Here is a 16,935-nt window from a genome sequence, read left to right on the forward strand (position 1 = left end):
ACCATGATGAAAGTACTTTGCGGCGCGGTGCTCTCCGCGCTGGTGCTGGCGGCGGGCCAGGCGAGCGCCGCCTGCCAGTGGCCCGCCTGGGAGCAGTTTAAGCAAGCCTACGTCAGCCCCGAGGGGCGGGTGATCGACCCCAGCGATGCGCGCAAAATTTCCACTTCCGAAGGACAGAGCTATGGCCTGTTCTTTGCCCTGGCGGCCAACGATCGCGCGGGGTTCGACAAGCTGCTGACCTGGACACAGAACAACCTGGCGGAGGGCGACCTGCGGCAGCATCTGCCGGGCTGGCTGTGGGGGAAAAAGGACGACGAGCAGTGGACGCTGCTGGACAGCAATTCGGCATCCGACTCAGATCTGTGGATAGCCTGGGCGCTGCTGGAGGCGGGGCGCCTGTGGCAGCAGCCGCAGTACACCGAGACCGGGAAAGCGCTGCTGGCGCGGATTGTCGATGAAGAGACGGTGGCGGTGCCGGGCCTTGGCACGATGCTGCTGCCGGGAAAAGTCGGTTTTGCCGATGACAGCGGCTGGCGGTTTAACCCCAGCTATCTTCCACCGCAGCTGGCCACCTATTTTGTGCGTTTTGGCGCGCCGTGGCCTGCCCTGCGCGATACTAACCTGCGTCTGCTGCTGGAGACCGCACCGAAAGGCTTTACCCCGGACTGGGTGCGCTATGAGAAAGGGAAAGGCTGGCAGCTGAAAACGGAGAAGCCGCCGATCGGCAGCTATGACGCGATTCGCGTCTACCTGTGGGTGGGCATGCTTCATGACGGCGATAAGCAGAAAGCGCGTCTGCTGGCCCGCTTTGCGCCGATGGCGGCGCAGACCGCGGAGCAGGGGGTACCGCCGGAGAAAGTGAATATCGCCACCGGCAAAACCAGCGGCCAGGGGCCGGTGGGCTTTTCCGCGGTGATGCTGCCGTTTTTACAGAACGACGAGGCCCGGTCGGTGCAACGGCAGCGCGTCGCCGATAACTATCCCGGCGCGGATGCCTACTACAGCGCGGTCCTGACGCTGTTTGGCCAGGGTTGGGATCAACACCGTTTTCGTTTCACTGCGGGTGGCGAATTACAACCTGACTGGAACCAGGAATGCGCAAGCTCTCACTAAGTTTACTCACGCTGTCCCTCGGCGTTGCGCTGCTGCCGTTAGCGCAGGCGGCGACGACGCCCGCCCAGGAACATCTGCTGGAGCAGGTGCGCCTCGGCGAGGCCAGCAATCGTGAAGACCTGGTGCGCCAGTCGCTGTACCGTCTGGAGCTGATTGACCCCAACAACCCGGACCTGATTGCCGCGCGGATGCGCTATCTGCTGCGCCAGGGGGATGCCGCCGGGGCACAAAAAGAGCTGGAGCGACTGACGAAGCTGGCGCCGGACTCCCCGGAGCTGAAGGCGTCGCGCAATGAGATGAAAAGCAACACCGGCGAGGGTCGTCAGGCGCTGCAGCAGGCGCGACTGCTGGGCGTGGCCGGGAAGGTCGATGAAGCCATCGCCGCCTACGAAAAGCTGTTCGGCGGCGTGCCGGATGATGTTGATGCCGCGATTGAATACTGGACGCTGGTGGCGCGCCTGCCGGCCCGTCATAGCGAAGGCGTCAGCCAGCTGAAAAAACTGAACGCCAGCGCGCCGGGCAACGTCAGCCTGCTCACGGCGCTGGCGAAGCAGATGTTTGCCGATAACAAACCGCAGGAAGGGTTCGCCTATCTGGCGGAAATGGCCCGCTCGGCCTCAGGACGCGGTATCGCCGCCGATATGTGGTACAGCGAGGTGAAAAGCATGCCGGTGAGCAAGGCCAGCGTGCAGGCGTTGCAGCAATTCCTGCTGCAGTTTCCTACCGGCTCGGTGGCGGCGAACGCCCGCGTCCTGCTCGACCAACAGCAGGCGCAGCTGCAGGATCCGACGTTCCGCGCCCGCTCGGAAGGGCTGGCGGCGATCAAATCCGGAAATACCTCGCAGGCGGTGGCGGATCTGCAGAAAGCCGTTCAGGCCGACAGCCGCGACAGCGATGCGGTGGGCGCCCTCGGCCAGGCCTATTCCCAGCGCGGCGACCGCGCGCGGGCGGTGGCCCAGCTCAATAAAGCGATCGCCATGGATCCCGACAGCCCGAATCGCGGCAAATGGGACAGCCTGCTGCAAACCAACCTCTACTGGCTGCTGATCAAGCAGGGGGATAACGCCCTGAAGGCCGGTAAGCTTGCGCAAGCGCAGAATTATTATGCCCAGGCGCAGCGGGTCGATCGGACCGACAGCTATGCCGTGCTGGGGCTGGGCGACGTCGCGGCGGCGCGCAAAGAGTCGGCGGCGGCGGAGCGCTATTATCAGCAGGCGTTGCGCCTGGATCGCGGCAATAACCTGGCGGTGCGCGGCCTGGCCAACCTCTATCGCGCCGAATCGCCCGAGAAAGCCAGCGCCTGGATCGCCGGCCTTCCTGCTGCCCAGCGGCGCAGTATTGATGATATCGAGCGCAGCCTGACCAACGACCGGCTGGAGAAACAGGCGCAGGCCCTGGAGAGCCAGGGCAACTGGGCGCAGGCGGCGGAAGTCCAGCGTCGGCGCCTGGCGCTCGATCCGGACAGCGTGTGGATCACCTATCGTCTGGCGCGGGATCTGGTCAGCGCCGGCGAACGCCAGCAAGCCGATGCGCTGATGCGGGCGATGGTCAACCGCCAGCCGCAGGATGCTGAACGGATATACGCCTCGGGGCTGTACCTGTCGGGGAACGACCAGGACGATCTGGCGCTGGCGCAAATCGCCACCCTGCCGCGCAGCGCGTGGACGGATAACATCCGTGAACTGGAGGCGCGTCTGCAAAGCGACCGGGTGCTGCGCCAGGCGAACCAATTGCGCGACAGCGGCGAGGAAGCGCAGGCGATCGCCCTCATCAAACAGCAGCCGGCCTCGGTACGCTATAACCTGACGCTGGCCGACTGGGCGCAGCAGCGCGGCGACAACCAGACGGCGATTGCCGACTATCAGCGGGTGCTGCGTCAGGAAGCCGACAACGGCGATGCGCGCCTCGGCCTTGCGGAAGTCTACCTGGCCGAGGGGGATAAACCGGCCGCCCGGGCGCAGGTCATGCAGCTGAAAGGCGCAGAGGCCGAATCCATGAATATGCAGCGGCGGGTCGCCCTGGCGCGAGCTGGCCTTGGCGATACCGCTGACGCCCAACGGATTTTTAACCAGATTGTGCCGCAGGCGAAGGCGCAGCCGCCCTCGATGGAGAGCGCGCTGGTGCTGCGCGATGCCGCGCGCTTTGCCACCCGGAACGGGGAGCCGCAGCAGGCGCTGACCCACTACCGGGAGGCGATGGTGGCCTCCGGCATCACCCCCGCGCAGCCGCAGGATAACGATACCTTTACCCGGCTGACGCGCAACGACAGCCGGGATGACTGGCTGAAGCGCGGGATCCGCAGCGATGCCGCCGATCTTTATCGCCAGCAGGATCTGAACGTCACCCTGGAACATGACTTCTGGGGATCCAGCGGCACCGGCGGCTATTCCGATCTGAAGGCGCATACCACCATGCTGCAGGTGGATGCCCCGCTAGCGGATGGCCGGATGTTCTTCCGCACCGACCTGGTCAATATGGATGCCGGCAGCTTTTCCACCCACAGTGACGGGAGCTACTCGCCCAGTTGGGGCACCTGTGGGGAGATCGCCTGCACCAGCGGCAGTAAAAATCAGACCGACAGCGGGGCCAGCGTGGCGGTCGGCTGGCAGAACGACACCTGGAGCGGGGATATCGGCACCACGCCGATGGGCTTCAATGTCGTCGATGTGGTCGGCGGCCTGAGCTACAGCAGCGACGTCGGGCCAGTGGGGTACACGGTCAACGTCCACCGGCGGCCCATCTCCAGCTCGCTGCTCTCCTTCGGCGGGCAGAAAGACAGCAACAGCCATACCGGCACCACCTGGGGCGGTGTCCGCGCCGACGGCGGCGGTGTGAGCCTCAGCTATGACCGGGGCGAAGCGCACGGGATCTGGTCCTCGCTGGGGGCCGACTCGTTGACCGGTAAAAACGTGGCGGATAACTGGCGCGTGCGCTGGATGACCGGCTACTACTACAAGGTGATTAACGAGAATAATCGTCGCGTCACCGTCGGCCTCAACAATATGATCTGGCACTACGACAAAGATCTCAGCGGCTACACCCTCGGCCAGGGCGGCTATTACAGCCCGCAGGAGTACCTCTCTTTCGCCGTGCCGGTGACCTGGCGTCAGCGCACGGAGAACTGGTCCTGGGAACTCGGCGGGTCGGTGTCATGGTCCCATTCGCGTACCCAAACGCAGGCCCGCTATCCGCTGCTGAACCTGATCCCGTCCGACTACCGGCAGCGCGCCAGCGAACTGACGGAGCAGGGCAGCAGCAGCCAGGGATTCGGTTACACCGCCAGAGCGCTGGTGGAGCGGCGGGTGACCAGCAACTGGTTCGTTGGCGCCGCGGTCGATATTCAGCAGGCGAAGGATTATACCCCAAGCCATGCGCTGCTTTACGTCCGCTACTCGGCGGCAGGCTGGCAGGGGGATCTGGATATGCCGCCCCAGCCGCTGGTGCCTTACGCCGACTGGTAGCAGAATAGGCTGAATTACGTCACAGAGCGCCACTCCACGGCGCGCTTCGCGTATACTCGTGAGGCGTTGCCCACCGTCGGCCGCCGGGGAGGTCTCTCCGGCGTCTGCGTCACCGCGCGGAAATATCCCGTCACTTCATCCCTCGCGGGCGTGGGCGAAGGATTTGAGTATATAATCAGCCTGAAACGACCGGGATTGAAGGATTGATACCGGGTATGCATTCAGTATCAGTGGAGAACACCGTTGCGCGTCAGCCGTTCACTTACAATCAAACAGATGGCGATGGTCGCGAGCGTGTCCATGGCCTTTGTATTGGTTTTTTGCACTATTTTGCTGTTTCACTTTGTGCAACAGAGTCGCTTTACCACGGCCACGCAGTTAGAAAGTATCGCGCGATCCGTTCGCGAACCGCTGTCGGCGGCTATTCTGAAAGCCGATATTCCGGAAGCGGAAGCTATTTTAAGCCGTATCCAGCCTGCTGGCATCGTCAGCCGGGCGGATGTGGTCTTGCCCAACCAGTTCCAGGCGTTACGGATGCGGTTTATCCCCGAGCGGTCGGTGCCGGTGACCATCACCCGGCTGTTTGAGCTGCCGGTGCAGATTTCGCTGCCCATTTATTCGCTGGAGCGGCCGGCCAACCCGCAGCCGCTGGCCTATCTGGTGCTGCAGGCCGATTCCTATCGCATGTATAAATTCGTCATGAGCGCCCTTGCCACGTTAGTGACTGCTTACTTACTTCTGGTGCTGATGTTGACGGTGGCGCTCACCTGGTGCATCAACCGGCTGATGGTTCGCCCTCTGCGGCGTATCGCCCGCGAGCTGAACGATCTCTCCCAGCAGGAGCGTCTTGGGCATCAGCTGACCCTCCCGCGCCTGCACCATGACGACGAGATCGGCATGCTGGTGCGCAGCTATAACCGCAACCAGCAGAGCCTGGTGCGCCAGCATGATGAGCTGTCCATCCAGTCGACCCGCTTCCCGGTCTCCGAGCTGCCGAATAAAGCCTTTTTGCTGGCGATGCTGGAGCAGACGGTGGCCCGCCCGCAGAGCGCCGCGCTGATCGTCGTCGCCTGTGAAACCCTACAGGACGCCGCCGGCGTGCTCAAGGAGAGCCAGCGCGAAATGCTGCTCCTGACGCTGGTGGAGAAGCTGCGCGCCGCGATCCCGCCGCAGATGGTGCTGGCCCAGGTGAGCGGCTATGACTTCGCCATTCTCGCCGATGGCCTCGCCGAATCCTGGCAGGCGGTGACGTTAAGTAAGCAAGTGCTCACTATTATTAATGAACGTTTGCCGCTGCATGGTCTGCAGCTGCGACCCTACGCCAGCGTCGGGATCGTTATGTTCCACCCCGGCCTCAGCGCCGAACAGTTTTACCGGCGCGCGGTGTCAGCCGCCGTCACCGCAAGACGCAAAGGTAAAAACCAGATTGAGTTCTTCGATCCCGAGCAGATGGAAAAGGCTCAGCGTCGCTTGATGGAAGAGCACGATATAATGACCGCCCTCGACAACCAGCAGTTCGCTATCTGGCTGCAGCCGCAGGTGGCCTGCGCCAGCGGCGAGATCTGCGGCGCCGAGGTGCTGCTGCGTCAGCGGCAGGCGGATGGCAGCTGGTCGCTACCGCCGGCGCTGATTGAGCGCATTGAGTCCTGCGGGCTGATTATCCCGGTCGGCTACTGGGTGATGGAAGAGGCCTGCCGCCAGCTGGCGGCCTGGCAAAGCCAGGGGATTATGCTGCCGCTGTCGGTCAATGTTTCGCTGCTTCAGCTGCTGGAGCACGATCGCGGCGAGGAGATGCTGAAGCTGATCGCCCGCTACCGCATCGCGCCGGGTACCTTAATCCTCGAGGTGACGGAGAGCTGCCGGATGGACGATCCGCAGGACGTGATGGCGCGGTTGCGGCCTCTGCGCGAGGCCGGGGTACGTATTGCGCTGGATGATTTTGGCATGGGTTACGCCGGGTTGCACCAGCTGCAGCAGATGAAGGCCCTGCCGGTGGATATCCTGAAAATCGATAAGGTATTCATCGATATGCTGCCGGAGGATGTCAGCATGGTGCCGGCGATGATCCAGCTCGCGCGCGGCCTGTCGCTACGTATCGTGGCGGAAGGGGTGGAGAACGAGGCCCAGTACCGCTGGTTGCAAGCCGCCGGCGTCGAGGTGCTCCAGGGCCATCTGTTCGGTTGCGCTTTACCGCAGGAGGCGTTCAGCGCGCGCTATCTCTCCCCGGTCCGGGAGGATGCAAATTTGTAAATGTTTTGTTGACTTGTGCGAGTCAGCTCAAAGATTTTAACAATTGCTTTGCACTTTCGGCGTTAGTTATTTCTGAAATGTTTCCAGGGTGTTATTTTTAAGCCACAGACGTCAAATATCCCTTCTTGCTCTGTGGTTATTCCCAAAGGACACCCTATGAAAACCTCTATCTTTAAAAGCCTCTATGTCCAGGTTCTGACGGCCATAGCGATCGGTATTCTGCTGGGCCATTTTTACCCGGAACTGGGCGCGCAAATGAAACCCTTCGGCGACGCCTTCGTTAAGCTGATTAAAATGGTGATTGCTCCGGTTATCTTCTGTACCGTCGTGACGGGGATCGCCGGGATGGAGAGCATGAAAGCCGTTGGCCGTACCGGGGCGGTAGCGCTACTCTATTTCGAAGTGGTCAGCACCATCGCGCTGATTATCGGTCTGATTATCGTCAACGTGGTGCAGCCGGGGGCCGGGATGAACGTCGACCCGTCGACGCTCGATGCGAAAGCGGTGGCGGTGTACGCTGAGCAGGCGAAAGACCAGGGGGTGGTGGCCTTTTTACTGGATGTGATCCCGGGCAGCGTCATTGGCGCCTTCGCCAGCGGCAACATCCTGCAGGTTCTGCTGTTCGCCGTTCTGTTTGGCTTTGCCCTGCATCGTCTGGGCAGCAAGGGCCAGCTGATTTTCAACGTCATTGAAAGTTTCTCGCAGGTCATCTTCGGCATCATCAATATGATTATGCGCCTGGCGCCGATCGGCGCCTTCGGGGCCATGGCCTTCACCATCGGTAAATATGGCGTCGGCACCCTGGTGCAGCTGGGGCAGCTGATCATCTGCTTCTATATCACCTGTATCCTGTTCGTGGTGCTGGTGCTGGGGAGCATCGCCCGGGCCACCGGCTTCAGCATCTTTAAATTTATCCGCTATATCCGTGAAGAGCTGCTGATCGTGCTGGGGACCTCCTCATCCGAATCGGCGCTGCCGCGCATGCTCGACAAGATGGAGAAGCTCGGCTGTCGTAAGTCGGTGGTGGGCCTGGTGATCCCGACCGGCTATTCGTTTAACCTCGACGGCACCTCTATCTATCTGACGATGGCGGCGGTGTTTATCGCCCAGGCGACCAACAGCCATATGGATATTTTCCATCAAATCACCCTGCTGGTGGTGCTGCTGCTCTCCTCGAAAGGGGCTGCGGGAGTGACCGGCAGCGGCTTCATCGTGCTGGCGGCGACCATCTCGGCGGTTGGGCATTTACCGGTCGCTGGCCTGGCGCTGATCCTCGGTATCGACCGCTTTATGTCCGAAGCCCGCGCTTTGACTAACCTGGTCGGTAACGGCGTCGCCACGGTGGTGGTGGCAAAATGGGTGAAAGAACTCGATGCCAAACAGATGGATGATGTGCTGAATAACCGCGTTCCCGCGAACAAAACGCACGAATTATCCTCTTAAATCCTCCTCTTAGGCCCGTACTCCCTTGCTGGAGTACGGGCTCCTGCGCATAATTAGAGGTCATTTCCGCCCGGCGGGAATGACACGAAATGATTATTTTACGTTGTCATGCGACATTTTCGTCTCCGTGTGGTCTAACCGACGTATTTCACTCTCACTTTTTTCGGCAGCCCGTCAGTGGGATGCTGTTGTAACCAGGAATGTTCATCAGGGGTTCACATGCAGGGCACAACAATTAAACTCTTAACGGGCGGTTTGCTGATGGTAGCGGCGGCCGGTTATGTGCAGGCAGAAGCGCTCCAGCCTGATCCGGCCTGGCAACAAGGGACCTTAGCGAATGGGTTGTCGTGGCAGGTGCTGGCCACGCCGCAGCGTCCCAGCGACCGTATCGAAGTCCGTCTGTCCGTGAATATTGGCTCGCTGAGCGAAAGCACTCAGCAGAGCGGTTTCAGCCGTTTTATTCCCCGTCTGGCGTTGACGCAAAGCGGCAGCCTGCCGACGATGCAGGCGCGCTCGCTGTGGCAGCAGAGTATTGACCCGAAGCGTCCTCTGCCGCCGGCCATCGTCTCCTACGATTACACGATGTTTAATCTCAGCCTGCCGAATAACCGCAACGATCTGCTGAAAGAGGCGCTGAGCTGGCTGGCGGACGCCAGCGGTAAACTGACCATTACGCCTGAATCGATCAATCACGCGCTGCAGGGCAACGACATGGTGGCGACCTGGCCGCTGGATACCAAAGAGGGCTGGTGGCGCTATCGCCTGAAGGGCTCCACCATGCTGGGCCACGATCCCGCCGCGCCGCTGAAGCAGCCGATCGACGTGGCGCAGCTGAAAGACTTTTATCAAAAATGGTACACCCCTGACGCCATGACGCTGATCGTGGTGGGTAACGTCGACAGCCGCAGCGTCGCTGAGCAAATCAGCAAGACCTTTGGCGATCTGAAGGGTAAGCGGGAAACGCCGGCGGCGGTGCCGACCTTATCGCCGCTGCCCACCGTGCCGGTCAGCATCATGACCAGCGCCGTGCGCCAGGACAAACTGTCCATCATGTGGGACGCCCCCTGGCAGCCGATCCGCGATTCCGCAGCGCTGCAGCGCTACTGGCGCGACGACCTCGCCCGCGAAGCGCTGTTCTGGCACGTGCAGCAGAGCCTGAGCAAAAATAACGTCAAGGATATTGGGCTTGGTTTCGACTGCCGGGTGCTCTATCAGCGCGCGCAGTGCGCCATCAATATCGAATCGCCGGGCGAGCGCCTGAATAACAACCTGAGCGTGGTTTCGCGCGAATTGGCGAAAGTGCGCGACAACGGCCTGCCGCAGGAGGAGTTTGACGCGCTTATCGCCCAGAAAAGCCTCGAGCTGCAGAAGCTGTTTGCCACCTATGCGCGCACCGATACCGACATTCTGATGAGCCAGCGCATGCGCTCCTTGCAAAATCAGGTGGTGGATATCGCGCCGGAGCAGTACCAGAAGCTGCGTCAGGAGTTCCTCAACTCCCTGACGGTGGACATGCTGAACCAGTACCTGCGTCAGCAACTCTCTCAGGATATGGCGCTGGTGTTACAGCAGCCGAAAGGCGAACCGGAATACAACATGAAGGAGCTGCAGGCCACGTGGGAAAAACTGATGGCGCCGAGTCCGGCGAGTCCGGCGGCCGCAGCGACCAGCGGCAGCGCCGATACGGTTGACGCCCACAGCGAGGCCAGCGACATCCCGTCGGGGCAGTAACCTGACGCCTCTCCGGCGCGCCAGCGGCGGCCGGAGAGCGCTTACAGGTGAGGATTATTGCGGCATCGCTTCCCGCGGGATGATCGCCCCGCGATACTGGATCACCGTGCTGGCGGTCAGATGTCCGCGTCTGGCGGCGGATTCAGCATCGCCGCCGGTCAGGCGAACGGCCAGATAGCCGGCGCTGAAGGAGTCGCCGGCGGCGGTGGTATCCACCACCTTCTCTTTGGCCAGCTTGACGGCCGGCACTTCCCGCAGCGGTTGCCCGCTAACCGAGACCAGGCAGGCATCCGCTCCGCGCTTCACCACCACCTCTTCCACGCCGGCGGCGTGGGTGCGGGCGATCACCTCGGCGACCGGTTTTTCGCCCCACAGCGCGTCTTCATCGTCGAGGGTCAGAAACGCGATATCGGTGCAGGCGAGCATCTCCTGATAAACCTGCTGCGTCTCCGCCTGGCTGGCCCACAGGCGCGGGCGATAGTTGTTGTCGAAGATCACCTTGCCGCCGTTGGCGCGGCACTCACGCAGCAGCGTGAACAACGTTGCACGACTGACCGGGCTGAGAATGGCGAGGCTGATACCGCTCAGATAGAGATAGTCGAAAGTGGCCAGCTCTTCGCAAATCGCCGCTGCGCGATCGCTCTCCAGCCAGAATTTTGCCGCCGCCTCGTTGCGCCAGTAGTAGAAGGTGCGCTCGCCGGCGTCATCGGTTTCAATGTAATACAGCCCCGGCAGGCGGTCGGCCATCCGCTGGATAAGATCGATGTTGACGTTTTCCTGCTGCCAGCTGTCGAGCATCTGCTGGCTGAACGCATCGGTTCCCAGCGCGGTGACGTAGTGGACGCTCAGCGCGCTGGCATCTGTCTGCCGCGCGATATAGACCGAAGTGTTTAAGGTATCGCCGCCAAAGCCGCGGTTAACGGCCCCGTTCTTCTCTGACAGCTCAATCATGCATTCGCCAATGACGGCAATTTTTTTAGACATAGCCAGAACCTGCAATGGAATCGATATAAGCGCTAGTGTGCGCTGCGCTGTTTTGCTGGTCAATCATATTAAAACATCGTTCCATTATTTTTTTGACCTGACGCGCGTAATGTGACGAAAAGCGCATTTCCAGGAGAAACGCCGCTTTTTGACTATATTCAGGACTGACGTGATGCAAAAGGAGCGGAGTAGGGATGAGCAGAACCCGTAAAACGTTGGTAATCATCACAGGAACGATACTGTTGCTGATCGTTCTCTTCTTTATCGTGCTGGCCACCTTTGACTGGAACCGGCTGAAGCCGACGATCAATCAGAAAGTGTCTGCCGAGCTGAACCGCCCGTTCGCCATCCGCGGCGATCTCGGCGTGGTCTGGGAGCGTCAGCCGGAGGAGCGCGGCTGGCGCAGCTGGATCCCGTGGCCCCATGTGCACGCGGAGGATATCGTGCTGGGCAATCCGCCGGCCATTCCCCAGGTGACCATGATCCACCTGCCGCGGGTGGAGGCGACCCTCGCCCCGCTGGCGCTGCTGAGCAAAACGGTGTATCTGCCGTGGATCAAGCTGGAACGGCCCGACGTGCGGCTGATCCGCCTGGCGGAAGACAACAATAACTGGACCTTTCAGCTGGCTGGCGATAGGCGTGCCGCGGGGGACAGCGCCCCCTCCAGCTGGTCTTTCCGCCTTGATAATATTCTTTTCGACCGCGGGACTATCGCCATCGATGACAAGGTTACCCGCAGCGATATCACCATCCTCGTCGATCCTCTAGGCAAACCGCTGCCGTTCAGCGAAGTCACCGGCACGCAGGATCGGCAGAGCGCGGCGAAACCAGGCGACTATGTCTTTGGCCTGTCGCTGAAGGGCCGCTACAAGGGCCAGCCGGTTAGCGGCAACGGTAAAATCGGCGGCATGCTGGCCCTGCGCAGCGCAAGCACGCCTTTCCCGCTGCAGGGCGACTTCCGCTCCGGCAATACGCGGGTGGCGTTTAGCGGCACGGTCAGCGACCCGCTCAACGTCGGTGGCATTGACCTGCGGCTGAAATTCGCCGGCGATTCGCTGCGCGACCTCTACGACCTGACCGGCGTGCTGCTGCCGGAGACGCCGTCGTTCTCCACCGACGGCCACCTGCGCGCCGACTTTAAGCAGAAAAACCGCATGCGCTTTGACTATCAGGATTTTAACGGCCGGATCGGCGATAGCGACATTCATGGCTCCCTGACCTATACCACTGGCAAACCGCGACCGAAGCTCAGCGGCGACATGGAGTCGAAGCAGCTGCGGCTGGCGGATCTCGGGCCGTTAATCGGCGTCGACTCCGGCAAAGGGACGAAGAAAGGCGCTGCGCGCCAGGCGGGCGACCGACCGCAGCCGGCGGGTAAAGTGTTGCCGGCGGACCGCTTTGAAACCGATAAATGGCAGGTGATGGATGCCGATGTGCGCTTTAAGGGCCGGAGAATCGAGCACGGCGGCACGCTGCCGATCAGCGATCTGGCGACTCACGTGATCCTGGAGGATGGCGACCTGCGCCTGCAGCCGGTGCGTTTTGGCCTGGCCAACGGGTCGATTGCCGGCAGCGTGCACCTGCAGGGCGATAAAAAGCCGCTGCAGGGTGAGGCCAATCTGCAGGCGCGGCGCCTGAAGCTGAAGGCGCTGATGCCGAACGTCGAGATGATGCAGAAAACCCTCGGCGAGATGAATGGCGACGTTCAGCTGCGCGGCAGCGGCAACTCGGTGGCGGCCCTGCTCGGCAACAGCAACGGCAACCTGAAGCTGCTGATGAACGACGGCCTGATCAGTCGCAACCTGATGGAAATTCTCGGCCTTAACGTTGGCAACTACCTGATCGGCCAGATTTTTGGCGATGAGGAGGTTCGGGTGAACTGCGCGGCGGCCAATATCGACGTGACCAACGGCGTCGCCCGGCCGCAGATTTTTGCCTTCGATACGGAAAACGCGCTGATCAATGTAACCGGGACCGCCAGCTTCGCCTCCGAGCAGCTGGACCTGACCATCGATCCGGAAAGCAAAGGCTTCCGGGTGATCACCCTGCGTTCCCCGCTGTATGTTCGCGGCACCTTTAAATCGCCGCAGGCGGGGGTGAAGGCCGGGCCGCTGATTGTCCGCGGCGCGGTAGCGGCGGCGCTGGCCACCCTGGTGACCCCGGCTGCCGCGCTGCTGGCGCTGGTTTCTCCGGCGGAGGGCGATAGCAACCAGTGCCGGACCATTTTGTCGCAGATGAAAAAGTAGGAGAGCGCCCTGACGCCAGCGGCGTCAGGGCGAAGGATCATAACGACTGGTGGCGGGTCTCGTGGGTCAGCAGCAGGGCGATCAGCGTCAGCGCCGCCATCGCCGCCAGATAGGTGCCGACCGCCGCGAGGCCATAGTTGCCCTGCAGCCAGGCGGCAATGTACGGCGCCACCGAGGCGCCGAGGATCGACGACACGTTATAGGAGAACGATGCCCCGGTGTAACGCACTTCCGTCGGGAACAGCTCCGGCAGCAGCGCGCCCATCGGGCCAAAGGTCAGTCCCATCAGGCTTAAGCCCAGCAGCAGGAAGGCGAAGACCAGCAGCGGATTGCCGGAGCCCAGCAGCGGTTTAAAGGCGAACAGGGCGAACAAAATAATCATCGTGGTGATGATAATCATGCTCTTACGACGACCAAAGGCATCCGCCAGCAGGCCGGCGATCGGCACCATCACGCCAAAGCCAATCACTGCCATCATCAGCATCCACAGCACTTCGTTACGCGGCAGGCCCAGGCCATTCGGCGCCGCGCCGGTGCTGAAGGTCATCGAGTAGACGGTCATGATGTAGAACAGGGTATAGGTTGCCAGCATGATGAAGGTGCCCAGCACCGTCACGCGAACGTGTTTGGTCAACAGGGTACCCAGCGGGATTTTGACCTGTTTTTTCGCCGCCGCCACTTTGGCGAAGACCGGGGTCTCATGCAGCGAAACGCGAACATAAAGACCGATGATCACCAGCACCGCGGAGAAGATAAACGGCACACGCCAGCCCCACTCCATAAACTGCTGATCGGTTAACAGCCAGGAGAGCAGCAGGAAGGTGCCGTTGGCGAAGAAGAAGCCGATCGGCGCGCCCAGCTGCGGGAAGGAGCCGTACAGGGCGCGCTTGCGCGCCGGGGCGTTTTCCGTAGCCAGCAGCGCCGCGCCGCCCCATTCCCCTCCGAGGCCAAGTCCCTGACCGAAGCGCGCCAGCGCCAGCAGCATCGGCGCGACAATGCCAATGCTTTCATAGCCGGGCAGCAGGCCGATCACCACGGTGGAGATCCCCATGGTTAACAGCGAAGCCACCAGGGTAACCTTGCGGCCGACGCGATCGCCGAAGTGGCCAAACAGCGCGGAGCCGATTGGCCGGGCGACGAAGGCGATGGCGAAGGTGGCCAGCGATTGCAGGGTGGCCGCGGCGGCATCGCCCTGCGGGAAGAAGATATGCGGGAAGACGATGACCGCGGCAGTGGCATAAATGTAGAAGTCGAAAAACTCAATGGCGGTGCCAATGAGCGAGGCGACAACGACTTTATTGCGTGAGTTGACCGGGGCGGTTTCCTGCGTGTTTTCGAGTGTGGTGGCTGTGGCTTGCATAGATCTTTCTTATTTTTGCGCGAACGAAAAGCCATATAGCCACAGCCACAGGGACATTTCAATCTGTAACAAACGAGGGGAATGCGCAAAAAAGCGGCAAAAAGCGGATAATTTTTACGCCAGAAAAAATAGTTCTATGAAATGCTTCACACAATTAAAAGGATAGAGAATAAAACCAGTTTTTCGTTAAATAAAAGTTACGCGCTGGATTTATCTGCTGAAATCAAGCGCGAGGATGAATTTTGCCTCTTTTATTCATCCTCGCAATACGTCAGCGGTGGGTTTTGCCCGGCATCCGTCGGTCGTCTTTATACTCCGCGGTGGCGATCCACGCGGCGCAGAACAGCGTCAGGCGGGCAAAGAAATAGAAAAAGGCCATCAGCCCGAGCACCGATCCGAACGCCGCCCCGGAGGGGGATTTCACCAGCGCCGGCAGCGTCCAGGTCATGACGATTTTGATGATTTCAAAGCCAATCGCCGCGATAAGCGTGCCGCGAAACAGGGCCTTGCGCCGCGGACGATGGCGCGGCAGCCGCCAGAAGATCCAGAAAAAGAGCAGATAGTTGGCAAAAATAGAGATGGCGAGACCGATCAGCCGCCAGGCGGGTTTCAGCCATTCAATATTGTCCAGATACAGCGCGGAGATAATCAACTGCTGGGCGGAACCGGCGACAGAGGTGATCGACAGCGTAATAATCAGCGCCACCAGCAGACCGATCAGCGAGATAAGATCGCGGAAGTATTTTATCCAGATTTTCTCCTCGTCCTGCGGCCGGCGCTCCCAGACGTCGCGTGACTGAGCGCGGATCGCTTCGCGCAGGTTGCCCATCCAGTTAATACCGGAATAGAGCGCCACCAGCAGGCCGACCACACCGACGGCGGTACGCTGCTGCACCGCGGTGTTGATGGTGTTTTTCAGCGTCGCCGCCAGCGTCGGGTCGCTGACGTTTTGCAGAATTTTGTCGAAAATGTCCTGCAGCAGGGTCGGATGCCAGGCCAGAACGAAGCCGGCGGCGGCAAATGAGACCATCAGGATCGGGATCATCGACAGGAACGAGAAATAGGTGATGGCCGCGCCGAACTGATTTCCCAGCCGGTCGTTGAAGCGCTCTGCGGCGCGTAGCAGGTGGGCGATCACCGGGTTGCGCTGCACTTTAGCCGCCGTTCCGGTGACGGTCTTCAGCGCCTGGCTGGCTTTTTGGCCGACGGCCGTGTCATTGAGGGCGTCGAGGGGGCTTTTGCTTTTCTCCGGCTGCGTGTCCGGTTCCTGTGGTGGGCGTCGATCGTCGTTTTCCGGCGTCATACGTAATTTCTTCCTTTTTTACCGCGAGATTCAGCAAAAAGTATACCTTAAATGCCGTATCCTGCAGGAACGCATCTGCCCGCCCCCCCGTTCATCCTTCGTGCGGATCAATCGACGTAATCTTTCATCAGGCTACCCAGCCACTCCATAAACAGATGCACGCGGCGGGAGAGGTTGCGCCGGTGCGGGTAAATAAGCGAGACCGGCAGCGGCTCAGCGCGGTACTGGGGCAGGATCTCGATCAGTTCGCCGGCGCGTAACGCCTCGCGCACGCCGGTGCGCGGCACCTGAATAATTCCCAGCCCGGCGATACAGGCCGCCTGATAGGTTTCCGTGCTGTTGACCGTCAATATGCCGCCGCTTTTTACCCAGCGCACGGCGCCGTCGATCACCACCTCGAAGCCGGAAGGACGGACTCCGAGAGTGCTGGCGTAGTGGATCAGGGCATGATCCGCCAGATCCTCCAGGGATTGCGGGTAGCCAAAACGGGCCAGGTAGTCCGGACTGGCGCAGTTAATTTGCGTCAGCTTGCCCAGCGGGCGGGCGATAAGCCCGGAGTCTTTGAGCGCGCCGACGCGCACCACGCAGTCAAACCCCTCGCGGATCACGTCCACCAGCCGGTCGCTGCTGCTCAGCTCCAGTTCGATGCCCGGATACTGCTGCAAAAAAGTCGGCAGATGCGGGATCACCAGCTTTTTGGCAAAACCGACCGGCATATCCACCCGCAGCCGACCGCTGATGCTCGCCGGATCGTGCTGGAACATCCCGTCCAGTTCGTCGAGATTGCTCAGCAGATCCTTCGCCCGCTCGTAGTAGACCATCCCATCCTGGGTGAGTTGAACCCGACGGGTGGTACGGTGCAGGAGCCGCACGCCAAGATGGCTTTCCAGGGCCTGAATCTGCCGCGAGACGCTGCCTTTCGGCAGCGCCAGGGTCTCGGCGGCGCGGGAGAAGCTCTCCAGATCCGCTACGCGAATGAATAACTGCATTGCATGAATTTTATCCATGCTCATGGCCTATTGTTGTTGTGAATGAAACAGTAAA

Annotated in this window: 10 protein-coding genes; 6 read left to right on the forward strand and 4 right to left on the reverse strand. The window is 61.1% G+C overall.

The window, feature by feature from the left end:
- Positions 1-3 precede the first annotated feature (3 nt).
- The 5 genes from bcsZ (at position 4) to GT756_RS19840 (ending at position 9,998) form a co-directional block, all read left to right on the forward strand.
- Positions 4-1,113, forward strand: a complete 1,110-nt coding sequence (gene bcsZ / locus GT756_RS19820) for a cellulose synthase complex periplasmic endoglucanase BcsZ (protein ID WP_017900006.1) — start codon at positions 4-6, stop codon at positions 1,111-1,113.
- Positions 1,095-4,574, forward strand: a complete 3,480-nt coding sequence (bcsC, locus tag GT756_RS19825) for a cellulose synthase complex outer membrane protein BcsC (RefSeq protein WP_160125019.1) — start codon at positions 1,095-1,097, stop codon at positions 4,572-4,574. The genes bcsZ and bcsC overlap by 19 nt, the downstream gene beginning before the upstream one ends.
- Positions 4,575-4,817: 243 nt before the next feature.
- Complete coding sequence (hmsP, locus tag GT756_RS19830) at positions 4,818-6,824, forward strand: biofilm formation regulator HmsP (protein ID WP_216846594.1); 2,007 nt, start codon at positions 4,818-4,820, stop codon at positions 6,822-6,824.
- A gap of 156 nt (positions 6,825-6,980) precedes the next feature.
- Entirely contained in the window at positions 6,981-8,267 is a 1,287-nt protein-coding gene (locus GT756_RS19835; protein ID WP_004204966.1) for a dicarboxylate/amino acid:cation symporter, read from the forward strand.
- A gap of 219 nt (positions 8,268-8,486) precedes the next feature.
- Entirely contained in the window at positions 8,487-9,998 is a 1,512-nt protein-coding gene (locus tag GT756_RS19840) for a pitrilysin family protein (protein ID WP_160125020.1), read from the forward strand.
- Positions 9,999-10,052: 54 nt separating this feature from the next.
- Here GT756_RS19840 and GT756_RS19845 read toward each other — a convergent pair whose 3' ends face one another.
- Entirely contained in the window at positions 10,053-10,982 is a 930-nt protein-coding gene (locus GT756_RS19845; RefSeq protein WP_004204963.1) for a sugar kinase, read from the reverse strand.
- Positions 10,983-11,176: 194 nt separating this feature from the next.
- On the opposite strand from GT756_RS19845, the gene GT756_RS19855 reads away from it, so the two are divergent.
- A complete protein-coding gene (locus GT756_RS19855; RefSeq protein ID WP_160125021.1) occupies positions 11,177-13,228 on the forward strand; it encodes an AsmA family protein in 2,052 nt (683 codons plus the stop codon).
- A 37-nt stretch (positions 13,229-13,265) separates the two neighbouring features.
- Here GT756_RS19855 and GT756_RS19860 read toward each other — a convergent pair whose 3' ends face one another.
- From GT756_RS19860 to GT756_RS19870, 3 genes are all read right to left on the reverse strand, one after another.
- Positions 13,266-14,588: an MFS transporter gene (locus GT756_RS19860; RefSeq protein WP_017900001.1), complete on the reverse strand. Its 1,323-nt coding sequence runs from the start codon at positions 14,586-14,588 to the stop codon at positions 13,266-13,268.
- 271 nt (positions 14,589-14,859) lie between these two features.
- Positions 14,860-15,891, reverse strand: coding sequence for an inner membrane protein YhjD (gene yhjD / locus GT756_RS19865; RefSeq protein WP_004204960.1), 1,032 nt, complete (start codon positions 15,889-15,891; stop codon positions 14,860-14,862).
- A 107-nt stretch (positions 15,892-15,998) separates the two neighbouring features.
- On the reverse strand, positions 15,999-16,898 hold the full coding sequence (locus GT756_RS19870; RefSeq protein ID WP_023319292.1) for a LysR family transcriptional regulator: 900 nt from the start codon (positions 16,896-16,898) through the stop codon (positions 15,999-16,001).
- Between the last annotated feature and the right edge of the window lie 37 nt (positions 16,899-16,935).

The sequence above is a fragment of the Klebsiella sp. Q2 genome (genome assembly GCF_009900705.1).
Classification (GTDB): Bacteria; Pseudomonadota; Gammaproteobacteria; order Enterobacterales; family Enterobacteriaceae; genus Klebsiella; species Klebsiella quasipneumoniae.